The sequence below is a fragment of the Streptomyces sp. NPDC002004 genome, assembly GCF_053593975.1.
Genome location: NZ_JBSFDP010000015.1, coordinates 1 through 25988 on the forward strand (window position 1 = coordinate 1; position 25988 = coordinate 25988).

General features: G+C 68.4%; 5 protein-coding genes. All 5 read right to left on the reverse strand.

Translation table 11 applies throughout. The features are described 5' to 3' along the window. Window positions 1–1457: type I polyketide synthase (locus tag ACWCP6_RS22270; RefSeq protein ID WP_450934236.1), on the reverse strand; the 1457-nt coding region annotated here is incomplete at its 3' end. Then, window positions 1454–4666 carry an amino acid adenylation domain-containing protein gene (locus ACWCP6_RS22275; protein ID WP_450934237.1) on the reverse strand — a complete coding sequence of 1071 codons (3213 nt, stop codon included), beginning with the start codon at window positions 4664–4666 and terminating at the stop codon, window positions 1454–1456. The genes ACWCP6_RS22270 and ACWCP6_RS22275, both read right to left, overlap by 4 nt. A 14-nt stretch (window positions 4667–4680) precedes the next feature. Continuing rightward, a complete protein-coding gene (locus ACWCP6_RS22280) occupies window positions 4681–13413 on the reverse strand; it encodes an amino acid adenylation domain-containing protein (RefSeq protein ID WP_450934238.1) in 8733 nt (2910 codons plus the stop codon). Window positions 13414–13459: 46 nt separating this feature from the next. Then, complete coding sequence (locus ACWCP6_RS22285; protein ID WP_450934239.1) at window positions 13460–21487, reverse strand: condensation domain-containing protein; 8028 nt, start codon at window positions 21485–21487, stop codon at window positions 13460–13462. Continuing rightward, window positions 21484–25983 carry a MupA/Atu3671 family FMN-dependent luciferase-like monooxygenase gene (locus ACWCP6_RS22290; protein ID WP_450934240.1) on the reverse strand — a complete coding sequence of 1500 codons (4500 nt, stop codon included), beginning with the start codon at window positions 25981–25983 and terminating at the stop codon, window positions 21484–21486. Before ACWCP6_RS22290 ends, ACWCP6_RS22285 begins: the two co-directional genes overlap by 4 nt. Between the last annotated feature and the right edge of the window lie 5 nt (window positions 25984–25988).

The window sequence follows — 25988 nt, forward strand, 5'->3', positions numbered from 1 at the left end:
CGGCGCGCCGAGCGGTCTGCCAGGTGATCCGCCAGGCGCGCCCGCTGGCCCGACAGTGAAGCCGCCGTCTTGCCCGACGTGACAAGTACCTCCCAATCGACCGCCGGTTCGACACCCGAACCCTCAGCGGCCTTGGTCTCCGGCTCAGCTCGGCGCTCCGGCTCGGGGGGCTGCTCGACGATCACGTGCGCGTTGGTGCCGCCCATGCCGAAGGAACTCACCCCGGCCCGCCGTGGCGACGGACCCGACCAGTCACGCAACTCCGAGTTCACGAAGAACGGACTCGACTCGAAATCGATCTCCGGATTCGGCGTCCGGTAATGCAGACTCGGCGGAATCAACCCCCGCTCCACACACAGGACCGCCTTGATGAACCCCGCGACTCCCGCCGCGGTATCGAGGTGGCCCACATTCGTCTTCACCGAACCGAGCGCACAGAACCCCCGCTTCGAGGTCGATGCACCGAACGCCTGGCTCAGCGCGGCGATCTCGATGGGATCTCCGAGCGGTGTCCCCGTCCCATGCGCCTCGACATAGCCGATCGACGCGGCATCGACCCCCGCCACCTGCTGAGCCTCGTAAACGACGCCCGCCTGACCGGTGACACTGGGCGCGGTGAACCCGACCTTGTCCGCACCGTCGTTGTTGACCGCGGAACCGCGAATCACCGCACGGATCGTGTCCCCGTCCCGCACCGCATCCGACAGCCGCTTCAACACCACGAGTCCGACGCCACTGCCGCCGACGGTACCGCGCGCCTCCGCGTCGAACGCCCGGCAATGGCCGTCGGGAGAGAAGATGCTCCCCTCCTGATACTGGTAGCCGCCGCGCTGAAGGACGTTGATCGTCGCCCCACCGGCGAGCGCCACGTCGCATTCGAACTCGAAGAGGCTCTTGCACGCCTGGTGGATCGAGACGAGCGACGTCGAGCATGCCGTGCCGACCGTCATGCTTGGCCCGGTCAGGTTGAGGCGGTAGGAGATCTGGGTGGCGGCGAAGTCCTTGTCGTTGAACAGCGAGATCTGGCGCGCGAACGAGGTCATCAGATCGGTTCGTGGCAGCAGATGGTGGAGGAAGTATCCGCTGCGTCTGATACCGAGGAACACGCCGATCGTGTCCTCGGTCACAACCGGGTCGCAGCCCGCGTCCTCAAGTGCCTCGACGGCCACTTCGAGGAGGAACCGCTGTTGCGGATCCATGATCTCCGCTTCACGCGGCGTGTAGCCGAAGTACGCGGCGTCGAACTCTTCGATCCGTTCGAGAAGTCCGCCCGCACTCACGAGATCCGGATCCGCCAGGATCGCGGGGTCACCGTGTGCGGCGATGACATCGTCGTCGCTGAGGCGGGAGATCGACTCCGTTCCCCGGACGAGGTTCTGCCAGAATTCATCGGCGTTCGCGGCTCCGGGGGCACGCAGTCCCATCCCTACGACGGCGATGCTTCGATCGTCGGTCACTGCTTGTCTCCACTCCGTGCTGCGCCCATCGCCGCGCGGCGCCTTTCGAGTCGACTCTGGACACCGGCGAAAGCCGGCTTGTCCTCGGTCCCGGATATGTACCGGGCCAGAGAGGCGATCGTCGGATATCTGTACAGATCGGTCATGGTGACCCGGTTCGGGTATGCGGCCTTCAACTGACCGAAGACTCGGGCCAGGAGGATCGAATCCCCTCCGATGTCGAAAAACCCGTCGTCGACTCCCGGGCGGGGGACGCCGAGGACTGCCGCCCAGATCGCTGCAATCGCCTTCTCGGTCTCGGTCCCCGGCTCCCGGTAAGCGCGCTGTGCCTGCGCCGGTTCGGGAGAGGGGAGCGCGGCCCAGTCGACTTTTCCATTGGGCGTCAGGGGTACGGTGGCCAGCTCGACGAACGCGGCGGGAATCATGTACTCGGGGAGCGTCGCCCGGATCGCCGCCACTGCGCTCGCCCGATCGAAGCTGTGGCCCGCTTCTGCGACGACGTACGCCACGAGGCGCTTGGTGCCCATCTGGTCCTCGCGCACGACGGCCACCGTGTCACGGACGCCCTTGAGCTTCCTGAGTGCCGCCTCGATCTCTCCCAGCTCGATACGGAAGCCGCGCAGCTTCACCTGGCGGTCGTTCCGGCCGAGATATTCGAGTTCGCCGTGCGGGAGCCAACGGGCCAGGTCTCCCGTACGGAAGAGACGGGCTCCGGGGCGTCCGCCGAACGGATCCGGAACGTAACGCTCGGCGGTCAACGACGGCCGGCTGTGGTAGCCCTGCGAGACGCCTTCGCCCCCGAGATAGAGCTCCCCTGCGATACCCGTCGGGACAGGAACCATCATGGAGTCGAGCACGTACGCCTGGGAGTTTGCGATGGGACGCCCGATGAGGGGCTTCGCGCCGTCCTCGGGAACGAGGGCGAACGTCGAGTACACGGTGTCCTCGGACGGCCCGTACAGGTTGTAGACCTTGCGTACGCCGTCCCGTGCGTAAAGCCGGTCGACGAGATCGCGGGGCAGCGGCTCGCCCGCGAGGTTGACCACCCGTACGCGGTCCGGCAGCTCACCCAGGCGCAGCAGGGTGTCCATCGCCGAGGGGACGGTGTTCACCAGCGTCACGCTGTCGCGGGCGGGCAGGGAAGGCAGGAGGAGCGCGTGCCCCGCGAGGATGACGGTGGCTCCGGTCGTGAGTGGCAGGAAGAGCTCGAATACGGAGAGATCGAAGCAGATCGACGTCGAAGCCAGCGTCCCTTCGAGCTCGTCGGGGGAGAAGACCCCCTGCGCCCACGCGAGAAGTGCCACAACATTACGATGCGTGATCCTTACGCCCTTCGGCGTGCCGGTCGAACCGGAGGTGTAGATCACGAGGGCCACGGACTGTTCGTGCGGGTCTGTGCCGGCGGCCGGGGCCCCGGCCTCGACAGCGGCTTCCCGGTCGTCCTCCCGGTCGACCATCAGCAGCCGGGCCGACGAGCGGGAGAGCGCCTGGCGCGTGGAGGCCTGGGCCAGCACCAGGGTGGGCGCCGCGTCCCTCAGGATCTGGTCGATGCGCGACGGCGGGTACGCGGGATCAAGCGGGACGTACGCCGCCCCCACTTTCCAGGTCGCCAGCAGCGCCGCCGGGAGATCGGCCTCACGGTCGAGACACACACCAACGAACGCCCCGGGGGTCACCCCCGCCGCACGGAGCCGTCGTGCGAAACCGTTGGCGACTGCGTCGAGTTCCGCGTAACTGAGCCGCGCCTCCCCCGCGATGAGCGCCGTCGCATCCGGCGTCGCCGCCGCCTGTGCCTCGAACAGCTGGTGTACAGCGGGCTGTGCCTGGTCGTCGGTCCTCGTTCCGTTCCAGTCGACCAGCAGGCGCTGCCGCTCTTCCTCGCCCACGATCAACAGCTCGCCGAGCGTGCTCCGCGCGTCAGCCAGTCCGGTGAGCAGGACCTGGTAGTGCTCCAGCATCCGCTCGACGGCAGAGGAATCGAACCGATCCTCGTCGAAGGCGAGCTGGAGGGAGATCTGTTCGCCGGGGGCGACCGTCAGCGTGAGCGGGAAGCTCGTCTGCTCCGACATGCGGACCGATTCGACGCGTATCCCTGCGCCGGGGGCGTCGAGTACTGACTCCAGGGGGAAGTTCTCGAACACCACGAGCGACTCGAACAGCGGCACGTCGCCCTGCACGCCCGTCCAGCGCCGGATCTCCGCGAGCGGCGAGTAGCCGTACTCCTCACGCTCGACCTGAGCCACTTGGAGCTCACGGAGCCAGTCGGCCGCGCGCGCCTCGTCGTCGACATGGACGCGCACCGGCAGCGTGTTGAGAAAGCACCCGACCATCGACTCCACACCGTCGATCGACGGCGGGCGGCCCGACGCGACCATCCCGAGCAGGACGTCGCGTTCGCCCCCGTAGCGGCGGAGGAGAACCGCCCACGCGCCCTGCACTAGAGTGCTCAGCGTGATCCGCTCACGCCGCGCGGCGCCCTGAAGGGCCGCCGTGGTCTCGCGCGACAGCAGCACGCGCCGCTTTTCGACGCGGCCGGGCTCCCGGTTGTCGACCGGCGGCCGGTCCACTCCCAACGAGGTCGGCCCGTGCACTCCTGCGAGCGACCGGCGCCAATAGTCCTCCGCCTTGGCGGCATCCTGCGCGCGCAGCCACGCTATGTACTCGCGGTACTCCGTAACCGGGCCGAGCGCTGCCGATCCGCCTTCCACAAGGGCGCGGTAGTGCCGCATGATCTCGCTCATCACGGCCGGCATCGACCAGCCGTCGGAGATCGCGTGATGGCGCGTCCAGAGGAACCGGTGCCGGTCCTCCGAGAGCCGCACCAGGAAGCAGCGCATCAAGGGGGCGCGGGACAGCTCGAAATCCTGCCCGCGGTCCTCCTCCATAAAGGCGTCGAACCGCGTCTCCTGCTCATCGGCGAGCAGGTCGGTCCAGTCCTCCTCGCGCCAGGGAAGGCTCACCCGCCTGCGTACGACCTGCAGCGGCTGGCTCTGATCCAGGCGCATGAACAACGTTCGATGGACGGCGTGACGTGCCGTCACCTCGTCCCAGGCCGCACGAAACGCGTGCACGTCGAGGGGCCCGCAGACATCGAACGCCAGCTGCACGACGTAGACACCGCTGTGGGGGGCAAGCTGCGACTTGAGCAGCATCGCGTGCTGGAGCGGCGACAGCGGATAGATCGCCTCGATGTCGTTCGTCTTGTTCATTGCGTCAGTCAGTCCTAGCTCTCAAGTTCCTCAAGAAGGTCATCGAGCTCCTCTTGGGTCAGGTCGATGTCCGGGAATGCGGACGGATCGAGCCGCAGGCGGCCCGCTCGGCAGTCGTCGAGAACCCGTCGCACCGTGGCGGTGAACCGGTCGGCGAGTGCCTCGATCGTCCCGGTGTCGTGCACCGACTCGCTGAAGGTGAAGTCGATGCGGAGCCGACCGTCCGCCACGATCCCGTTGATGTTCAGCAGGTGCTTGCGCCGTTGCGCCCCGCCGTGCGACGCGCCGACGGATTCGGTGGACAGCGCGAACAGCGAGTCCGGCAGCCGCGAGGCGTCGGCTTGCCCCAGGTAGTTGAAGACGATCTCCGCCTCGCTCCCGCGGCCCAGGCGTACGCGGGTCGACTCGTCCGGCGCCAGATGGCGCAGCAGACCGAACCCGACCCCGCGCCTCGGGACGCTCCTCACCTGTTCCTTCACGGCCCACAGGCCGTCGTCCCCGGTCACGTCGAGGCGCAGCGGATACATCGCCGTGAACCAACCGATGGTGCGCGAGATGTCCACGTCATCGAAGAGCTCCTCGCGGCCGTGGCCCTCCACGTCGACGAGCAGCGCGCGCGAGCCGGTCCACGGTGCGCACGCCTCGGCCAGTGCGTACAGCAGCACCTCGTGCGCATCGGTCCTGTGTACGGCATGCACGTCGCGCATCAGCGTCGTCGTGTCGTCGGCCGAGAGCTCCGCGGTGACCGTCCGTGCCGTCGCCTCGGTGTTCTCCCCGTCGCGCTCGCGCGGCAGCGGCACCGTCGCCGACTCGACCTGGCACGCCCAGTAGTCGAGCTCGCCCCGCGTCTCGTCGTCGGCCGCGTGTGCCTGGAGCCTCGCGACCCACTCCTGGTACGAGGTGGTCTTCGGTGGCAGCCGGACGGAGCGGCCGTCACGCAGCGCCTCGTAGGACGCCTGGAGGTCCTCCATGAGGATGCGCCACGAGATGCCGTCGACGACGGTGTGGTGGATGACGGTGTAGACCTGGTCCTGGCGCCTGCCGCCGTAGCCGATGTAGACCATGCGGATCAGCGGCCCGTGTTCCAGACCCAGATCACTCTGGGTGCGCGCCTGCATGGCGGCGATTGCCTCGGCCCAGGCCGACGGCGGCTCGCTCGTCAGGTCGAGACGGCCGACCGGTGCGGTCCCCTCCTCCGGTGCGCTCGTCCACTGCCGTACGCCGGCCTCGTTGCGGACGAAGCGGTTGCGGAGGGCGTCGTGATGGCGCACTACGGCGTCACGCGCCTGTGCGAGCAGGTCGAGATCGAGGCTGCCGGCGGTGACGTCGACCAGCACCGCCTGGTTGTAGTGGTGTGCGTCGGCGAGCTCCTGCTCGAAGAACCAGCGCTGGATGGGGGCCAGCCCGGTCTCGCCCAGGACGAGGCCCTGATCTGCCCGCGTCCCGGTGCCCTCCTTGGCGACCAGGGCGAGCTCGGCGAGCGTCTGGTGCTGGAAGAGGTCACGGGCGGAGAGGACGATCCCGGCGCTCTTCGCGCGCGAGACCATTTGAATGGCGATGATCGAGTCGCCGCCGAGCCCGAAGAAGTTGTCGTCCGCGCCGACGCGCGGCAGCCGCAGCAGCTCACTCCAGATCTGCGCGAGCCGTGCCTCGACCGGAGTTCGTGGCGCGAGGAAGGCCTCGGCCGGCCGCTGCTCGGTGAGCGGGTCCGGCAGCGCCTTGCGGTCCACCTTTCCGCTGGGCAGCAGCGGCATCGCGGCCAGCTCGACGAACAGAGCCGGGATCATGTAGCGCGGCAGCCGCTCCTCCAGGTGCCCGCGTACGCGCGCCGGGTCGAATCCGTTCGACGCGACCACGTAGCCGACGAGACGCTTGCCGCCGCGCCCGTCGTCGTCGGCCGCGACCGCGGACGTCTTCACGCCGGGCGCGTCCGCGAGCACCGACTCCACTTCGCCGAGTTCCACCCGGAAGCCGTGCACCTTAACCTGGTGATCGCGTCGGCCGATGAACTCCAGTTCACCGTCGGGCCGGTACCGCACGATGTCGCCCGTGCGGTACATCCGCGCCGCGGGATCCGCCGCGAAGGGATCGGTGACGAACCGTTCGGCCGTAAGCTCGGGCCGGTGCAGATAGCCGCGGGCGACGCCGTCACCCGCGATGCACAGCTCGCCGGGTACCCCGACCGGAACCGGGTTCAGCCGCTCGTCCAGTACGTGGACGCGCGTGTTGGAGAGCGGACGGCCGATCGAGTTGCCCGCGCCGGTCACCTCATGGCTGGTGGACCAGATCGTCGCCTCGGTCGGTCCGTAGACGTTGAGCACCCGGCCGCGAACGCTCGCGGACAGCATGGCGCCCAGCGCGGGCGGCAACGCCTCTCCGCCGACGAGCATCCAGTCGAGCCCGTGCAGGGACCTTCGCGCCTCGTCGTCGGACACCATCAGCGCGGCGAGCGACGGGGTGCACTGGAGATGCGTCACCCCGTACCGCTCGATGAGCCCGGCTATGTCTTCGCGCGGCTCCTCCCCGGGTGCGGGCGACACCATCCGGCGCAGGGCATCGAGGTGCTCGAAGCTCGCCAGCACCTCGTCTGTGCCGACGCCAAAGTCGACGAGGCAGGCAATTTCGTCCACTCCGCTCTCACGGAGCCGGTCGACGACGGTCGCGCACTGTTCCGGCGTACCGAAGAGACCGCTGCTGCCGTAATAGCGGTCGAAGGCGTGATCAAGGAGCGCGTCGAGGTCCCTCTCGTCGAAGTCCTCGAGTTCGAGCCCGCGGGAGCGCGCAATGGGACGGACGAGATCGACGGACTCGCGGAGGTAGTTCTTGAATGGCTCGCGCACCGTCCGCCGGACGAAGTCCTCGTCGTCGGATACGAACGTGTGGAGCATCAGCGTGACATGTCCTTCGCCGACATGTCCCGCCTCGGTCCAGGCGGCACGGTACACCTCGATCGCCCGCGCCAGGTCCTCGGGCGACTGCCCGAGGAGGTGCGTCAGCAGGTTGGCGCCGATGGCACCGGCACGACGGAACGTCTCCGGATTGCCCGCCGCCGTGATCCAGACCGGCAGTTCGGACTGCACCGGACGTGGCAGCGTGCGCACCTCGATCTCGTCGCCGGTGCCGGACACCGTGCGCACCGCCTCGCCGCGCCACAGCCTGCGTACCGTGTCGAGATCGCGGAACATGATCTCTTTGCGGTCGGCGAAGTTCTCGGGCGCAAGGGCGAAGTCGTGCGGCTGCCAGCCAGAGGCGATCGAAAGCCCCACCCGCCCGTTGGACAGGTTGTCGATCACGGCCCAGTCTTCGGCGACCCGGATCGGATTGTGCAGCGGGAGTACCAGGCTTCCGGTGCGGATTCCGATCCGGCTGGTGGAGGCGGCGAGGGCGGCCGCGGTGATACCGGGGTTCGGGTAGAGCCCGCCGAACGTTCCGAAGTGCCGCTCCGGAGTCCACACCGCGGCGAAGCCGTGCTCGTCGGCCCAGCGTGCGCCTTCGAGTAGCAGCCGGTACTTGTCGGTCTCGCGCTCGCCGGCGTCGCTCGCGAAGTAGAACAAGCTGAGGTCGACGGACCTGTCGGAGCCGGCTCTGCGGGCCTCGCTCAGCACCAGCTCCTCACCGGCCAGAACGACCTTGAAACCACGCGTGAGCGACCACAGCAGTTCAAGGACCGAGATGTCGAAGGTGTAGTGCGTCAGCGCGAGCCAGGTACCCGGTGCGGAATCGCCGAAGCGGCGGTCCATGGCGGAGAAGAAACCGGCCAGGTTCCGCTGCGCGACCATGACGCCCTTCGGGCGGCCGGTGGACCCCGAGGTGTAGATCACGTACGCGAGGTGCTCGGGGCGGAGCGTACGTGCGGGCGAGGACGCGTCGGCGGTCGCCTGCGTCTTCGGATCGATGAGCTCGACGCCCTCCGGAAGCTCCGCCGAACGGACGCCCGGCGCGACCACGAACCGCAGCCGCGCATCCTCGATCATGTACGCGATCCGGGCGGCGGGAGCCCCGGGGTCCAGCGGAACGTACGCGCCACCCGCCTTGAGCACGGCGAGCATGGCGACGACCATCTCGGCCGAGCGCTCGATCCAGAGGCCGACGAGGACATCCTCGGCGACGCCCCGTGCCCGCAGGACCCGCGCCAGCCGGCTTGCCTCCCGGTCGAGTTCGCCATAGGTGAGGGACTGATTGCCGAACACCAGCGCCGTGGCGTCGGGGTCGGCCTGCGCACGCGCCTCGAAGGCATCGGCCACGAACGGCTCATCGCCTGGAGCCGCGTAGTTCCGGTTCCACTCCGAGAGGATGAGTTCCCGTTCCGGCTCGGTCAGGAGGTCGAACTCGCCGATCTTGGCACCCGGTTCGCAGACGATCGCCCGGACCAGCTCCGTGAAGTGGCCGGCCAGCCGCTCCATCGTGCCCGCATCGAAGAGATCGGTTCGGTACTCGATGCGCCCCACCAGTCCCTCGTCGTTCTCGACCAGGTCGAGCGTGAGGTCGTACTTCGCGAAGGCGCCCGGCAGGGTCAGCGGTTCGATTCCGAGACCGTCCATGTCGAGGCCGTCGCCAGGCGCGGTCTGGTACACGAAGAGCGCCTGGAAGAGCGGGGTGTGCCCGGGGTCCCGCGGCGGGTTCAGCGCCTCGACGAGGCGTTCGAAGGGCAGGTCCTGATGCGTCTGCGCGGCGAGCGTCACCTCGCGCACCCGGCCGAGCAGCTCGTCGAACGACGGGTCGCCGGACAGGTCGGTCCGGATCACCAGCGTATTGAAGAAGCACCCGATGAGGTCCTCGGCCTCGGCCCGCGTCCGGTTCGCGATGGGCGTGCCGACCGCGATGTCCTCCTGGCCCGTGTAGCGCGACAGCAGGACATTGAACGCGGCGAGCAGCGCCATGAACATCGTCGACTGCCGCTCGCCGGAGAGGGCACGCAGCGCGGCCGCGGTGGCGGGGTCGATGGCGATCGGGAGAGTCGCTCCCATAGTGCCCTGAACGGCGGGCCGCGGCCGGTCGGTCGGGAGTTCCAGCAGCGCGGGCAGGCCGCGCAGCTGATCCGTCCAGTACTCCAGCTGCGGCCGGATCTCATCTGCTTCGAGCCGCTGGTTCTGCCAGGAGGCGAAATCGGCGTACTGGATCGCCAGGGGTGCCAGGGGAGACACCTGACCCGCGCGGAACGCCGTGTACAGCGTCGCGGCCTCCTGCCAGAGCACGGCTGTCGACCACCCGTCCGAGACGATGTGGTGCAGACACAAGAGCAGTACGTGCTCCTCGGGCGTGACGCGCAGGATCTCGGCCCGGAACAGCTCGTCGTGTTCGAGGTCGAAGGTGCGCGCGGCGAAATCCTGTGCCCTGGACAGCACGTCCGGGGCGGAAACGTCCACCACCGGGACGTCGATGGAAGAGGCCTCACGCACGATCTGCACGGGAACGCCGTTCACCGACACGAAGTTGGTGCGAAGCGCCTCATGGCGGCGGACCACCTCGCTCAGCGCCCTGACGAGGGGAGCGATCTCCAAGGCGCCCCTGATACGGATGGCCGCGGGGATGTTGTAGGAGGCGTTGGCGCCGTCGACCTGGGAGAGCACCCAGAGACGGCGCTGCGCGTAGGACAGGGGCAGCGGTCCGGTGCGCTCGATCGGCGTGATCGCGTCGTCGGCTCCGACCTTCCCGGCCGCACGCTCGCGGTCGATCAGTTCGGCCAGCTTCGCCACGGTGGGGGCTTCGAACAAGGTGCTGACCTGAAGCCCCACTCGGGTCGCCGCCCGTACCCTGGCAACGACACGGGTGGCGCCCAACGAGTTGCCGCCGAGCGTCTGAAAGAAGTCGTCGTGCGCGCCGACCTTCTCGCAGCCAAGGATGTCCTCCCAGAGCCCCGCCAGCAGGGTCTCCGTCTCCGTGCGCGGCGCGACGTAGCTCTCCGCCCTGGATGCGTCGGGGTCCGGCACCGGCAGTGCCCGCCGGTCCACCTTGCCGTTCGGGGTCAGAGGCAGAACCGGCAAGGTGACGATGGCACCGGGGATCATGTAGTCGGGCAGCTGCGCGCGCAGCTGCTCTCCGAGTGCGGCGGTCTGCAGGTGGGCACCACGGCGCGCGACGACGTACGCCGCGAGGTAGGGGTTGGCGCCGTCGGAACGTACGACGACCACGGCGTCGCTCACGCGCTCACTGCGCAGAAGCACCGTCTCGATCTCGCGGAGCTCCACCCGGTGACCGCGGATCTTCACCTGCTGATCGGCACGGCCCAGGAACACGGCGGCGCCGTCCGGCCGCTGCCGAACCATGTCTCCCGTGCGGTACATGACCGCGCCCGGCTCGCCCGAGAAGGGGTCGGGAAGGAAACGCTCGGCTGTCGCGCCCGACCGCCCCCAGTAGCCACGCGCGACGCCCCGGCCACCGATGTACAGCTCGCCCGGGGCCCCTTCCAGCACCGGACGCAGCTCCGCGTCCAGGATGTAGGTGCGGTAGTTCGACAGTGGACGCCCGATGGGGACGGGTCCGGAGATCGCGTCGGGCGTGGTGAGCGCCAGGGCGCCGACGGCGGTCTCGGTCGGTCCGTAATGGTTGACGACCCGCAGGCCGGGACGCAGCCTCCGCACCTCCTCGGCCAAGGACGCGGGCAGTTCCTCACCGCCGAGTACGAGGCAGGTGGTGGGCAGCAGCTCGGCGCCTTCCTCGGAGTCGAGCAGCGCTGCGAGATGCGAGGGAACGATCTTCAGCATGTCGACGGGCTGCTCGCGGAAACGGCGGACGAGTGCGTCGGCCGACAGGACTTCGTCCGGCGCGGCGAGGAAGAGCGACCGTCCGGTGCACAGGGCACCGAACACCGCGGTGTGCCCGAGGTCGGCAGCCGTGGTCGCCAGGGTGCCCAGTACAGCGTCTTCCGGCAGAGCGAGCTCAGGCAGGACGCCATCGACGTAGGTGCGGATCGCGCGGTGCGGTACGCCGACCGCCTTGGGGCGCCCCGTCGACCCCGAGGTGAAGATGAGGTAGGCGAGGTGCTCCGGATGTATGTGGCCGCCGGGCGGCGTGTCCGGCAGCGAGTCGAGCTCCGAGACGTCGTCCAGGTCGATCACCGGGATCCCGTCCGCTGCTTCGCGAGAGGTCAGACCGCGGTGCGTGATGATCGCCGCCGGACGGGCGTCCTCGATCATCTGGGCGAGGCGGGCGACTGGCAAGGACGGGTCGAGGGGCACGAAGGCGCCGCCCGCCTTAAGTACGGCGAGCAGGGCGATGACGTACTCGACGGAACGCTCGACCAGCAGCCCGACGGGCATGTCGGGGCCGACTCCCCGCGCGCGCAGGGCGTGGGCCAGCCGGTTCGAGGTCCGCTCGACGTCACCGTACGTCAGCCGATTGCCCCCGCACATGACGGCGAGGGCGTCGGGCCGTGCGGCTGCCCAACGCTCGAAGCACGTGTGCACGAGCTGGTCCTCCGCGTGCGGCCGGCTCTCACCGATGCCGTGTGCCAGAACGCGCGCGATCTCCTCCTGATCGGCCAGCCCGAGGTCGCCGACCATCGCCTCGGGATCGGCCACAATCGCGCGGACGACGGAAGCCAGCTGGTCGGCGATCCGTGCCGCCTGCCGTGCCGACACCTGCCCGGTGCGGTGGACGACGCTCAGGGCCGGCTCGCCCTGTGCTCCGTGAGCCACATCAAGGTGGAGGGACGAGCCCACCGGTGGGACGCGGAGCCCCACCATGGACAGGCGCAGGTCACCGAGGCGTACCTCTCCCGGAATCTCGGCGCAGGCGAAGGAGAAGGGGACCGGCTCGGTGGCCTTGGTCCCGTCGAAGGAGAACTGGTCCGCAGGCGCCTCGGCCTGCGCCCTGTCGAGGTCCTTGACGAGAGCCACGAAGGGCAGCGCCGCGTCCATCACGGTGAGGAGTGGGACGGGGCTCTCGAAGGTCCCGACCACGTGCTCCAGCTCGTCCAGACCACGGGACGTCGGGAGGACCGCCGTCACGATCCGGTCGTCGCCGGTGAGCCGCCACAGCAGCACCTGCCAGGCCCCGAGCAGCAGCGCGGGCACCGACCGGCGGAGCTGCGAGGCCACCTGCGCCACCGCTGCGGCCTGCGTCCCGTCGAGAGGAACCCGCACCACACCACTGCCGGCGTCCACCCCGGTCTCGAAGGGCATCCGCATCTCACGTGCGGCGGGCAGCTCGCGCCCGAGCCACGTGTCCATCTGGGCCCGGGCCTCGTCGCTGCCGACCTGCTCGTGCAGCCACTCCGCCGCGTCCAGGTACTGCAGTGACACCTCGTCCTGCGCCTGCCCGCCGAGTGCGGCGGCGAAGTCTTCGAAGACCACGGCAAATGACCGGCGGTCGACGAACATCCCGGAGGCCGTCAGCACGAGAACGGACCGGCCGGGGCCCACCATGAGGCGTGCCCGGACCGGGTCGGCGTATCCCCCTCCTGCGGACGGACGATGTGCGTCCTCGTCGGCCCCCCGCTCGACCGCGTCGGCCGCGGCGAGCGCATCGTCCGGAAGGACATCGTCGATCCATTCCGACTCGACGCCGTCATCCACCAGTTGCAGGGGAGTCGCGAGGCCGGACACCGGCACTAGGCGTGAGCGCAACGACTCGTGACGCTCGATCACGGTGCGCACCGCGCGCACGAGCTCGGACCGCTGCGTCGGCCCCTCCAGCGCGATACGGCACTGTGCACGGCGCCCGGCGGCGTGCGACCACACGTGGGCCTGCGGAGGCGAAAGCCGAAAGCCGGCCATCGGCGTACGTTCGAGATCGGGGTCGTTCATCGTTTTGCGATTCTCCATTGATGTCAGCCGACAAAGGCGGGCGGTATCAGCCGTTTTCTGCGACCGATTCCGGAGAGCTCATGTCTCCGAGCGCCACCACGATCTTGCGCGGGCCAACGAACGGACGACGTGAGTGCGCGACGAGCATGTTGTCGATGACCAGCACATCGCCTTCCTGCCACTGGAATGCGCGCGATTCACGGTCCATCAATTCACGAATCTCGTTCACCACGCCGTCCTCGATCACCGAGCCGTCACCCCAGTAGACGTTGCGCGGCATGCCCGCTTCGCCGTAGAGGTCGACGAGTGACTGCCGGGTCTCGGCGTCGAGGCAGGAGACGTGGTGCAGCGCCAGCTGGTTGAAGAAGACCATGTCCCCGGTACGCGGGTGCGGCAGGACCGCGTCGGCCACCCGCCAGGTCTTCAGGGTGCCGTTGGGGCTCCACTCGAACCCCATTCCGGCCTCGGTGCACTTGCGTTCCACCTCGGCCGGATCGTCGGTGCCATAGAAACGGGACCAGCTCACATCGACCGACTCGATGAAGTTTCGGACGTAGCGCAGCTTCTTCGTCTCGAACTGCTCGACCAGCTCCGGGCGAAGCTTGGCGTACACCTTGCGGCAGTCGACGATCGGTGTCTCGCCGCCTTCCCGGGGCGCCACGATGCACGAGAAGAACTGACGCATGGGCCAGGTGTGCAGATGCGAGCTCTCGTTGTGGAAGAGGATCGACTGGTCCTCGGGGTAGGGGGTCGACTTGTAGATCTGGTCGGACTCCCCCTCGCGGGGCAGGTCTCCGTACTCCCGGAAGAGTGTCGGACAGATCGCGCCCGCGGCCTCTTCGAACTGGGCCACCGAGCCGCCGTGGAAGCCTCGCAGCAGCAAGGCCCCGTGGCGGTGGAGGTAGGACTCCACAAGATCCCGGTTCGCTCGGAGCCAGCCGGGCAGATCGACGCCGTCGCCTGCGGGCTCCAGAACGAGGGGCGTCTCCGGCAGGCCGGGCAGGAAGCCCGTTTTCACCGGATTGATCTGCGTGATTTCCACCGAGCGCCGCTTCGCACTGCGCAGCGACTGGAGCCTCGACGTCTTGGAATTCGCCTCGGTCATGTTCCTTAACCTCACCTCGTCGTCGGTCTCCATCCGCAGCGATCCGATGCGCTCTTCCGGCGTATTCGCCGCACTCGCCAGAAGCTGAACGAGGTGCGCCGACATACGTTCCACAGTGGACGCGTCGAAGAGTTCCGCGTTGTAGATGAACGTTCCTACGATTCCCTGTTCCTGTTCTTCCATGAACAGCGTCAGGTCGAATTTCGTATGCAGCGCATCGACTTCGATCGTATGCGCCACGATTCCGGGAAGCTCAAGCGTGATGTTCAGCTTCTGCAGCAGGAAGAGAACCTGGAACAGCGGCGTGTAGCCCGGATTCCGCCCCTGTCGCATTTCGTCGACAAGCGTCAGGAACGGCAGGTCCTGATGCGCGTAGGCGTCGACGGACGTGGCACGCACACGTTCCAGGAGCTCCCTGAAGGTAGGATTCCCCGCCAGGTCGGTACGCAGCACGAGGTTGTTCACGAACATGCCGATCATCTGCTCGAAGACGGCGCGTGTGCGGTTCGCGTTCGTCGTTCCCACTGCGATGTCGGTCGTGCCGGCATAGCGCGAGAGGAGCACCTTGAACGAGGCGAGCAGCACCATAAACAAGGTGGCGCCCTCGCCTCGACCGAGCGCGTCGAGCCGCGCGGACAGCTCCGGGGGGACGACGAAGCGGTGTACGGCGTTGCAGATGTTCTGCTTGTCGGGCCGCGGCCGGTCCGTCGGCAGTTCGAGCAGCGGAGGCAGCCCCGCGAGCTTGCGCCTCCAGTACTGGAGCTGCTCGTCGAAGACCTCACCCTCGAGCCACCGCCGCTGCCACTGCGCGAAGTCCACGTACTGGTGGTCCAGCGGCGGCAGCGACGACGGCTCGTCCCGCGCGAACGACGAGTACAGCGTGACCAGCTCATTGACCAATACACCGAGTGACCAGCCGTCGGAGACGATGTGGTGGATGTTGACGAGGAGTACGTGATCCTCGTCGCTGATCCGCAGCAGTGCCACCCGGATGAGCGGACCGGTTTCCAGGTCGAACACACTGCGCGCATGCTCCTGGGCCAGGTCGTGGATCTGGTTCTCGCGTACCTCGCGAACCGGCAGCTCCACGGTGAAGTCCTCGCGGACCCGCTGCACCGGAGTGCCGTCCACCGAGTGGATGGTGGTGCGCAGCACTTCGTGCCGGCTGATCACCTCGTGCAGGCTGCGCCGCAGCGAGTCGATCTCCAGCCTGCCGACCAGGCGCACCGCGCCCGGAATGTTGTACGTCGCGCCAGGCCCGTTGAACTGCTCGGCGAGCCACAGCGACTGCTGGCCGAACGACAGCGGCAGCACGGCGTCCCGCGAAACGCGCAGCAGCGGGACATCCGTGTGCGCGCCACCGCGCTTCGCCTCGCGCACCTTCTCTGCAAGCCCGGCGACCGTCGGCGCGTCGAACAACGCCTTGACCGCGAGATCCACGGAGAACCGACGGCGGACACGCGCGATCACCTGTGAGGCCAGGAGCGAGTCACCACCGAGGCGGTGGAAGTCGTCGTGCGGACCGACGTCTTCAGTTCCGAAGAGCTGCCGGAAGATGGCGAGGAGTTCAGCCTCGACGTCTTCGCCGGTCCGCGTTCCCTCCGCCTGGCGGGCCTGGCGCAGCGCACGGCGCCGGTCGGCGCGGGCGGCCAGCGCCGCACCGGGGTCCTCGGACGCCACGAAGACGACTCCGGTCCGGCCGAGGGCGCGGTCGACCGAGCACACGTCACCGTCGTCCATCCAGTGAATCGACGTGTTCCCGGTCCGCTCGGGCTGAGGGCCGACGAGAGCATCGAGGAAGCCGCCGACGGCCGCGGACGTCAACGTGCCCTTCCCGCCGCTGACCGACTCCCCCGGGGACACGAACGCGACATGCCGGACTCCGGCGTCGGCAGCCGCGCTGTCGATGGCGAGCGCGGCCTGCGCCTGAGCGGACACTTCAGCCCGAAGCTCTGCCGGTGTCCACTCTGACGAGGCGCCCCCGGCCGTCGGCTCCACGGCGTGGACGATGCCGTCCACGCCGCCGAAGCGTGTCCTGGCGACGGCGATGACCTCGGCGAACTGCTCGGGCGAGGTCAGGTCCGCCGAGGTCACGAGAACCTCGGCCCCGTGCGCTTCGAGCTCGCGGACCTGGTCGATCAGCGTCCGGTTGGCGCCGAGGATCTCCCCGGCCCTGCGTGCCTGATACGCGGCGAACTCCGGAGTGCCGATGGCCTCCGGCTGCTGCGCGAGCACGAGACCGTAGTCCGTCGAGGCCCGCGCGGCCTGGTTCCGGGGGAACGACACGACGTCCGCGAACGGCTGCTCACCCAGTACCCGATCCCAGGTGTCGAGTGAGATCAGCGGCGAACGCGTCCTGACCTCCTCGTCCTCGAAGAACCACCATCCTTCGGCGAGGCCCCACAGCATCTCGACCCACCGCAGGGACACGACGGCCTCCACGAGGCACAGCATGCCGCTCGGGGCGAGGAGGCCCCGCAGATTCCGTGTCGTCTCGTCGATCCGCGGTGTCGCGTGGACCACGTCGAAACCGATGATGACGTCGAAGGAGTACGGGTCGAGGCCCTGGGCCGTGGGGTCCTTGGAGATGTCGAAGACCTGGCAGTGCATGCCGGCGAACCCGTAGTCGGCGGCCGCCTGCCGGGCGCGCCGGACGAAGGAGCTACCGAGGTCGGTGAACGTGTACCGCACGTTTCGCCCTCGCAGCAGCGGGGCGACGAGTCGGGTCAACTGGCCGTTTCCGCCGCCGACTTCCAGAATTCTGAGCGGACGGCCCACGGTGGAGTCGGCCAGTCGGGCCAGCAGCCGGCCCAGGAGGGAGGCGTAGACGCCGTAGTTGCTCCCGTCCAGCAACCCTCGGAAGGCGGTCTCCAGCCGCTTCGGGTCTCCGTCGGGGAAGAGCACCCCGACGGCGTCGATGTCACCGCTCAGCGCTGCCGGGTAGTGACGCACGCAGTGTTCGAGGAACGTGATGGTGTCGTCGAAGCCGGGCAGTTGCTCCAGAGCGGTCCGCGTGTCCACGAAGTCCGCCGCTTCGCGGCCGACGAGGACCTCGATGCGGTCCCCGTCGCGGCGGATGATCCCGTCCTCGCGGAGGACCTCGAGGAAGAAGTCGAGGAACTTGTCGAACTTGGGCAGGATCCGCATCCGGTCGGCGATCTCCGAGCGCCGGTGGACTCGTCCCGGGTTCAGGTCGACACCCGCCGCGACCAGCGCGTCGTACACATACCCGCCGCAGAGCCGGTTCAGCGTCCGCTCGACGCGACCTCGGTCCGGACCCGAGTCCGATGCGGCCGCTATCTCCCGCTCGATCCGGGCGAGCGACTTGGCATCGTCACGTACAGGGGCCGCGACGGCGCCACCGAGTCCGGCTGTGGCCTCGGCCAGAGCACGCCCCCAACCGGTGGAATCGTCAAGCCAGTGCGGCCACTCGTCACGGACGGGTACCGGTCGTCGCCCAACGAGAGTGAGCCGCGACCGGTGAGTCGCCGCGAAGTGGCGGGCCAGACTCGCCGAGACACCGGCGAACCCGCCGGTGACGATGAGGCTCGCCGCCTCTCGGACATGGTCGAGCGGCTCATCGGGCAGAGATCCGTACGTCTCCGTGTAGCGCGCGCCCTCGCGATAGGCGACAACGGCATCGCTCAGCCCTGTCGCGACCTCCATGACGATCCGCTTGGCGGAAGCCGGCAGGTTCTCGTCGATGTCCAGGCAGGCGATGGCGAGTTCCGGGTGGTCGTCCGCGCCAGCCCGGCAGAACCCGCTCAGCGTGCTCTTGGCGACCGAAGGAAGGTCGCCGGGCACCACCGCGTGCAAGCGGTCCGAGACCACGGCGAGCCGCACGGGGGCGTCGGCCATGCGCCCGGCGAGGGCCTGGACCCACGCCGCCGCCTTGCCCAGCCCGTCCCGCTGAGCCGCGTCGAAGTCCTCGGCCTGCCCGCGCGCGCACGTGAGTACGACGGAGCCGGGCAGCCAGCCCTGTTTCTCCAGCGCGTCGAGCAAACTGTCGATGTCCTCGGGGCGCGAGGGATCGATCACATAGCCCTCGTCGGTTTCGGAGAAGGCCGCGCCGCTGCGGACCGAGACCACCGACTGGTTCGCTTCGACAAGCTCGTGCGCCAAGGCGCGCCCGAACTCATCCTCGTCCCCCGCCAGCAGCCATGTGCCGCGTTCCCGGAGCGCGGCATCTGCGACGGCGCCGTCCAACGGGGCCGGTCCCCACCCGGGTACGAAGTGGGCCGCCTCCTGCTGGTCCTGACCGGTAACGGGCTGGACCTCACCGGTGTTCCCGGCAACGACGGACTTCCTCGGGTCCGAGTCGATCCAGTGGCGCTGCCGCTCGAACGGATAGCCGGGCAGCGGAAGGCGGTGACGCCGCTGTCCCTCCCAGAACCCGTCCCACGCGACGGGGACGCCGGCGCAGTACAGGGAACCAAGGGCCGAGAGCAACGCCTCGCCGTCGGTCCTCGCGTCGCTTCCACCACGCCCGGAGGTCACGATCCGCAGTGGATCGACCCCCGTGCGCCGCACCATCGGGGTGAGCGTCCGCCCCGGACCCACCTCCAGGAACAAGTGCTGCGGGTCCTGGGCGATGGTGCGCACGGCATCGGCGAACCGCACCGTGCCACGCATCTGGCGTGCCCAGTACGCGGGATCGCAGATCTCGGCCGCGTCGAGGACCCGACCCGTCAGACACGACACGACGGGAATGCTCGGCGCGTTCCGTTCGACATGCGCGACACGGGCCTCGAAGGCCCGAGCCACGTCGTCGAGCATCGACGAGTGGAACGCGTGTGAGGTGCGCAGACGCCGGTGCTCCACCCCCCGCGCCGCCAACCGCTGTTCGAGTGCCTCGATCGCCTCGTACGGGCCGGAAGCCACGCACTGCCGCGGGTCGTTGACCGCCGCCAGCGAGCAGTCACCCAGCAGGGGTGCGAGCGAAAGCTCGTCGAGGGAGACAGCGACCATCGCTCCGGCCGGCAGATCGTTCATCGCCCGAGCCCGGTCGATGACCAGGTCCAGAGCATCCTCCACCCGGAACACCCCGGCCAGCGTCGCGGCGACGTACTCACCGAGGCTGTGCCCGAGTAGGACGGACGGCTGCACGCCCCAGGCCTGCCACACCCGGGCCATGGCGAGCGAGACGGTGAAGAGCGCGGGCTGGGTGAGCCAGGTCTCGTCGAGCCGTGCCCGCTCACGTTCCTCGGTCGCGGCGGACGGATGGATCACCTCGCGCAGGTCGACGCCGAGCCGCCCCGCGGCGTGCTGGGCGCAGCGGTCGACCTCTCGGCGGAACGTGTCCTCCCCCTCGTACAGGCTCGCGAACATACGCAGCTGCTGCGCGCCCTGCCCCGGGAAGACGAACGCGACCCGGGGCTGGTCCGTTTCCTGCTCCCCGGAGAGCAGAGCCTCAGGAGTCCCCCCTTCGAGCGCGGCGATCGCCTGCGCTCGGCTGCCGCAGACGAACGCACGGCGGTGCGCATAGGCGCGGCGTCCACTGCTGAGAGTGAAGGCGAGATCCGGCAGTGCCGCTTCGTCGGCCTGCTGGAATACCGTCACGAGATCGCGGGTCGCACGATCGAGCGCCTCAGCCGAGCGGGCGGAGACAACGATCAACTGCTCGCTGCGCGACTCCCCCGATGCCTCCCGGACAGGTGCCTCCTCCAGCACCACATGCGCGTTCGTGCCACCGATGCCGAAGGAACTCACGCCGGCGCGGCGGGGAGCGTCGGAGGACGGCCAGGGGCGGCGCCGCGTGTTCACGTAGAAAGGGCTGCTGTCGAAGTCGATCGCGGGATTCGGACGCTTGAAGTGCAGCGTGGGCGGAAGCTCCGCGTGGCGCAGCGTCTGGACGGCCTTGATCAGGCCGCTCACACCCGCGGCCACATCGAGGTGTCCGACGTTCGTCTTGACCGAACCGATCGCGCAGTACTGCTGCTGATCGGTTTTCTCGCGGTACGCCCTTGTGAGGCCCGCGATCTCGATGGGGTCGCCAATGACCGTCCCCGTCCCATGGGCCTCGACGTAGCCGACCGTCTCGGCGGGGACCTCGGCGAACGCGAGTGCGTCGGCGATGACAGCGGCCTGGCCGGTCACGCTGGGAGCGGTGAATCCGGCCTTGGACGCTCCGTCGTTGTTGACGGCCGAACCCCGGAGCACGGCCCATATGTTGTCGCCGTCGGCGTGCGCGTCCTCGAGACGCTTGAGCAGGACGAGTCCCACCCCGCTGCCGAAGATCGTCCCCCCGGCACGGGCGTCGAACGCACGGCAGTGGCCGTCGGGCGAGGAGATTCCGCCCTCGTGGTAGGTGTAGCCGACACCGTTGGGTAGGACCGCGCTGGCACCACCGGCGATCGTGAGATCGCAGTCATAGGCCAGCAGTGCCCTGCAGGCCTGATGGACGGCTACGAGCGAGGTCGAGCATGCGGTGTCGACGCCGATGCTGGGGCCCGTCAGATTGAACTTGTGCGAGATCCGGGTCGGCGCGAAACCCTTGTCGCTGGCGTAGAAGATCCGCTGCATCCCGACCTGTTGCACGATCTCTGGTCTGCTGAGCACATTGTTGACGAGGTACGAAGGGAAACCGACGCCGACGTAGACCCCGGTGAGCTGTTTCAGGCTGTCCGGGTTGTAGCCCGCGTTGTCGAACAACGCCTGCGTGCACTCCAGCAGCATCCTGTGCTGGGGGTCGAGAATCGACGCCTCCATCGGTGTGAGGCCGAAGAACTCGGCGTCGAACCGGTCCATCTCCTCGAGGATGCTTGCCGCCGGCACATAGTGGGGATCGAGGAGCTGCTCCGCCTCGACACCGGCCGCCAGGAGATCGTCCTCCGACAGCCGGGAAATCGATTCGATCCCCTCGGCGATGTTGCGCCAAAACTCCTCTGGATCACCCGCTCCGGGGAAACGGCAGGCCATGCCGATGATCGCGACGTGCTGACTGTCGTCGCTCAAGTGCTGATCGCTCACGAACCCTGCCTCCTGCGCTGCCGTTGACGAACGGCAGCCTTCTGCTTGCTCGCCCGGCTCTCGGCACCTGCGGCCAGCGTCTGGACACCGGTCTCTCCGCCCGCGCTGATATGTGCCGCGAGCCCGGCGATCGTCGGGAAAGTGAACAGGTCGACCAGTTCGACCTGGCCGAGTCCCGCCGTGGTGATACGCGCGTGCATCTTCGCGGCTAGCAGTGAATGGCCACCGACTTCGAAGAAGTTCTCGTGGATGCCGACGCCCTCGCGTTCGAGCAGTTCCTGCCAGATCTTCTGGAGCGAGCTCTCGATCTGGTTGCGCGGCGCCAGATAGGTGCCCCGGCCGCCACCCTTGGCCTCCTTCGCCAGCCTGACGAGCGCGCCACGATCGACCTTGCCGTTCAGCGTCAGCGGCAGACGGTCCACCGCGACAATGCGCGAGGGCACCATGTACTCGGGCAGCTTGTTCCGGGCGTGAGCGCGCACACTCGACTCGTCGTAAGCCGCCGTCTCGCGCGCTACGGCGAACGCGACAAGCCCCATGTCGCCGTCGCGATCCGGTAGGGCGACCACGGTGCAGCTCGCGAGTGCCGGGTGCGAGCCGAGTACGGCCTCGATCTCGCCGAACTCGATACGGAAGCCACGTACCTTCACCTGGTGATCGGCGCGGCCGAGGAACTCGAAGCGGCCGCCGCCCAGGGGACGGACGATGTCGCCCGTCCGGTACATCCTGGCACCCGGCCGGTCGGTGAACGGATCAGGTAGGAACCTCTCGGCGGTCAGCGCGGGCTTGTTCCAATATCCTCGGCCCACGCCGGTCCCGCCGATGTACAGCTCTCCCTGGACTCCGATCGGCACCGGCTTGAGCTGCGCGTCGAGAACATAGAGCCAGGTGTTCACGATGGGGCCGCCGACCGTCACGCGGCCGTGGCTGTCCGGTTCGAGCCGTTGCACCGCCGACCAGACACAGGTCTCCGTTGGGCCGTACATGTTGAATACGTCGGCCATTCCGGCGTCCCGCAATTGCGCGACAAGATCCGGCGGTGACGCGTCTCCTCCGACGAGGAGGGTGCTCAACGTGCTTCCGGCTGATGAACCGCTTTCCCGGTCGAGGAGGAGCAGGCGCGCGAATGCGGGCGTGCACTGCATGTGCGTGACGCCATGCAGTGCGATGGCCTCGGTGAGCGTACGGGATGGCCTGGCAGGGACCTTCGCCAGTGCGCGCTTGACACTCGCGATGTTGCCGAGTGTCTCGAGTGCCACATTGTCGGGGACACCGAAGTCGATGAGGCAGGCGATCTCGTCCACCCCGGTCGCGGCCAATTCGCGGACGAAGGCAGCGCAGGACTCCGGGGTCCCGAACAGCGCGCTGGTGTTGAAGTAGCGCTCGAAGGCATGCTCGACGATCACTTCGCGATGTCGCACGGGATCGAGTCCGAGGCCCTTCGCGATCCCCTGCATCAGATCGATCGAACTGCGGAGATAGTTCTTGAAGGGCTCGCTGACCGCCTCGCGCACAACGTCGATGTCAGGGTGGACGAAGGTGTGCAGCATCAGCGTCACCACACCCTCGTCATGGCCGGCAGCGGTCCGCGCCGCGCGGTAGACACCGATCTTGCGGGCCAGCTCCTGCACGTTCTGCCCCAGCAGGTGGGTCAGGAGGTTCGCGCCGGTCGCACCTGCTCTACGGAATGTCTCGTCGCTGCCCGCGGCCGTCGCCCACACAGGGAGTTCGGGTTGTACGGGACGCGGGAGCGTGCTCACCTCGATGTCGGCACCGACCCCGTTCCGGCGCTGAACGGCCTCCCCACGCCAGAGCCTGCGGACGACATCCATGTCGTCCCACATCGACTCCTTGCGCGAGGAGAATCGTTCCGGTGCGAGAACGAAGTCATTGGGCTGCCATCCTGAGGCAAATGACAGACCGACACGGCCGTCGGACAGATTGTCGACCGCCGCCCATTCCTCCGCGACTCGGAGCGGATCCTGCAGTGGAAGAACGACACTTCCGGCACGTATCTCGACGTTGTCCGTCACAGCCGCGACGGCGCCGGCGAGGACCGAGGGATTCGGGTACGCGCCACCGAACGTGTGGAAATGCCGTTCGGGAACCCATACGGCGCGAAAATCATGGACGTCCGCGAAGCGGGCTCCGTCGAGCAGCAGCCGGTACAGGTCCTTCCCCTTCTGCTCGCCGGAGTCGGCAGCGAAATATAAGAGGCTGAAGTCGACGGGGCGCGGCTGTGCCTCCATGAGCCGCGGAGCAGGAGCCTCTGCCTGGGAGGTCCACAGCCCGGGCTCGATGACGACCTTGTATCCCCGGCAGAGTGTCCAGAGGAGTTCGAGGACGGATATGTCGAAGCAGACGCTCGTCACTGCCAGCCACACGGGCTGCCCGTCAGCGGTCCGGGGTTCGCTCCCCACGGCTCGGTCGAGACCCGCGAACAGGTTGAGAACATTGCGCCGGGTCACCATCACGCCTTTGGGACGGCCGGTGGAACCCGAGGTATAGATGACGTAGGCGAGTGCCTCGGCCGAGTTCCCGTGAAGGGGCTCGGGTTCGAGCCGCTCCGTCTCGCTCTCGAGGCTGTGCAGGGACAGGACGTCTCCGTCGTACGAACTCAGGGCGCGACGTCCCGGCTCGTCCACCACACAGAGCGCCACATCGGCGTCCTCGGCCATATATGCGATCCGGTCCTGCGGGTAGGCAGGATCCAGCGGGACGTAGGCGCCGCCGGCCCGCGCGACCGCGAGCAAGGCCACCACGAGGGCCGCTGACCGTTCGATGCACAGACCGACACGGACTTCCTCCCGCACACCGCGTGCACGGAGCGCCGCGGCGAACCGACCGACGCTGGCTGACAGTTCTTCGTACGTCAGCGCCTCGCCGTCACAAACCAGGGCCGTCGCCCGTGGAGTCCGCAGCACTTGCGCATCGAACTGTTCGAGCCATGTGCGCCCGTCGACGTCGATCCGCGAGCCGCTCGCCTCGTGGATCAGCGCCCGCTGCTCGCCCTGGGACATCGAAGGCAGCGACGAAACACGCGCGTCGGGACGCGCGGCGATCTCACCGAGCAGTGCGAGGTAGCCGCGCGCCAGGCGCTCGACCGTCGAGTCCTCGAACAGGTCAACGTTGTACGTCCATGAGCAGACGAATCGCCCTCCTGCCTGGTGAACGGACAGCACGATGTCGAACGGCGCACCGCGCTGGCCCGACGAGGAGAGCGCCTCCAGCGGCACCGCCTGCCCGGCGGGACGCGTCTGCTGCCACACGTACATCACCTGGAAGAACGGTGAACGACTCGGGTCGCGCAAGGGGCTCAGCCGCTCGACGAGAAGCGGGAAGGGATAGGGGTGGTCAAGAGCGCGCAGGAGTGTCGAGCGCGTGCTGCCGAGGACCTCGGTGAACGTCGGGTCACCCCGCAGATCACCGCGTACGACGACCGGATCGGCGAAGAAGCCCACGGTGTCCTGCGTCTGCGGTGCGCGCCGCCCCGCGGCCGGTGTACCCACGATCACGTCGTCGGATCCGGTGTACTTCTGCAGCAGCACCTGGAACGCCGCCAGAAAGAGCATGTTCGGCGTCGCGTCGAACTCACTCGCGATCCGGGCGAACCTCTGCGACAGCGCGGGGTCCACCTCGACCGAGAGACGGCCACCACGCATGGTCTGGGCCGGCGGACGGGGACGGTCGAACGGCAGGTTCATCACCGGCACACTGCCGCCGAGTTGCTCTCGCCAGAACCCGAGATTCCGTTCCGCCTCGGGCCCGGTGAGCCAGGCGCCCTCACTACGCACATGCTGCACGAACTGCGTCGCGACGGGCCCCGATTGAGCCTCGCCTCCCGCTGTCAGCAGGCGGTAGGCGGTCAGCCATTCGTCGACGATCACGTCGATCGACCAGAGATCCGCGGCGATGTGATGGACGACGATCACCAGCACGGGCCGCTCGTCGTCCGGACCGGTGCGCACCAGCATCGCCCTGACGGGCAGATCACGTTCGAGATCGAAAGGGAGGTCCATGAACGCCTCTACGACGCTCTCGACCGTGTCTTGCGTCGCGGTCTCCTCGGTGAGGATCCGCGTCGGAACCTCACGCGCCGACTGGGTCGGGTCACCCTCCCCCCACGTGTACGTCGTACGCAGGATCGCGTGGCGCCCCACCACTTCGCGCAGGGCGGCGTCCAGTTCCGCCGCATCCATGGCGCTCACGGCACGCGCCGCGAAGGCGAGGTTGTAAGCCGCGCTGTCCGGCGTCACACGCTGGTGAAGAAGGAGGCTCTGCTGGCCGGCGGTGAGGGGGTACGAGCCGGACGGCTCGCTCCCACGCTCCAGGAAGGCCTGAAGCTCGTCCCTACGGCCACGCACCATGTCGAGGAGCTCGGGCGTCAGTGCGTCGCGTGAGCCCCGGCACTGCAGCCGCCCGTTCTCCAGGAACACCCGCACGCCTTGCACGGCTAGCGAACTGAGCAGCTCGGAGGCGCTGTCCGGCTCCTTCATGTCCT

Bases quoted from the DNA above. Each gene is read 5' to 3' on its own strand.
- ACWCP6_RS22280 (WP_450934238.1), bottom strand. From the start codon at position 13,413: ATGAACGACCCCGATCTCGAACGTACGCCGATGGCCGGCTTTCGGCTT.
- ACWCP6_RS22275 (WP_450934237.1), bottom strand. From the start codon at position 4,666: ATGAACAAGACGAACGACATCGAGGCGATCTATCCGCTGTCGCCGCTC.
- ACWCP6_RS22290 (WP_450934240.1), bottom strand. From the start codon at position 25,983: ATGAAGGAGCCGGACAGCGCCTCCGAGCTGCTCAGTTCGCTAGCCGTG.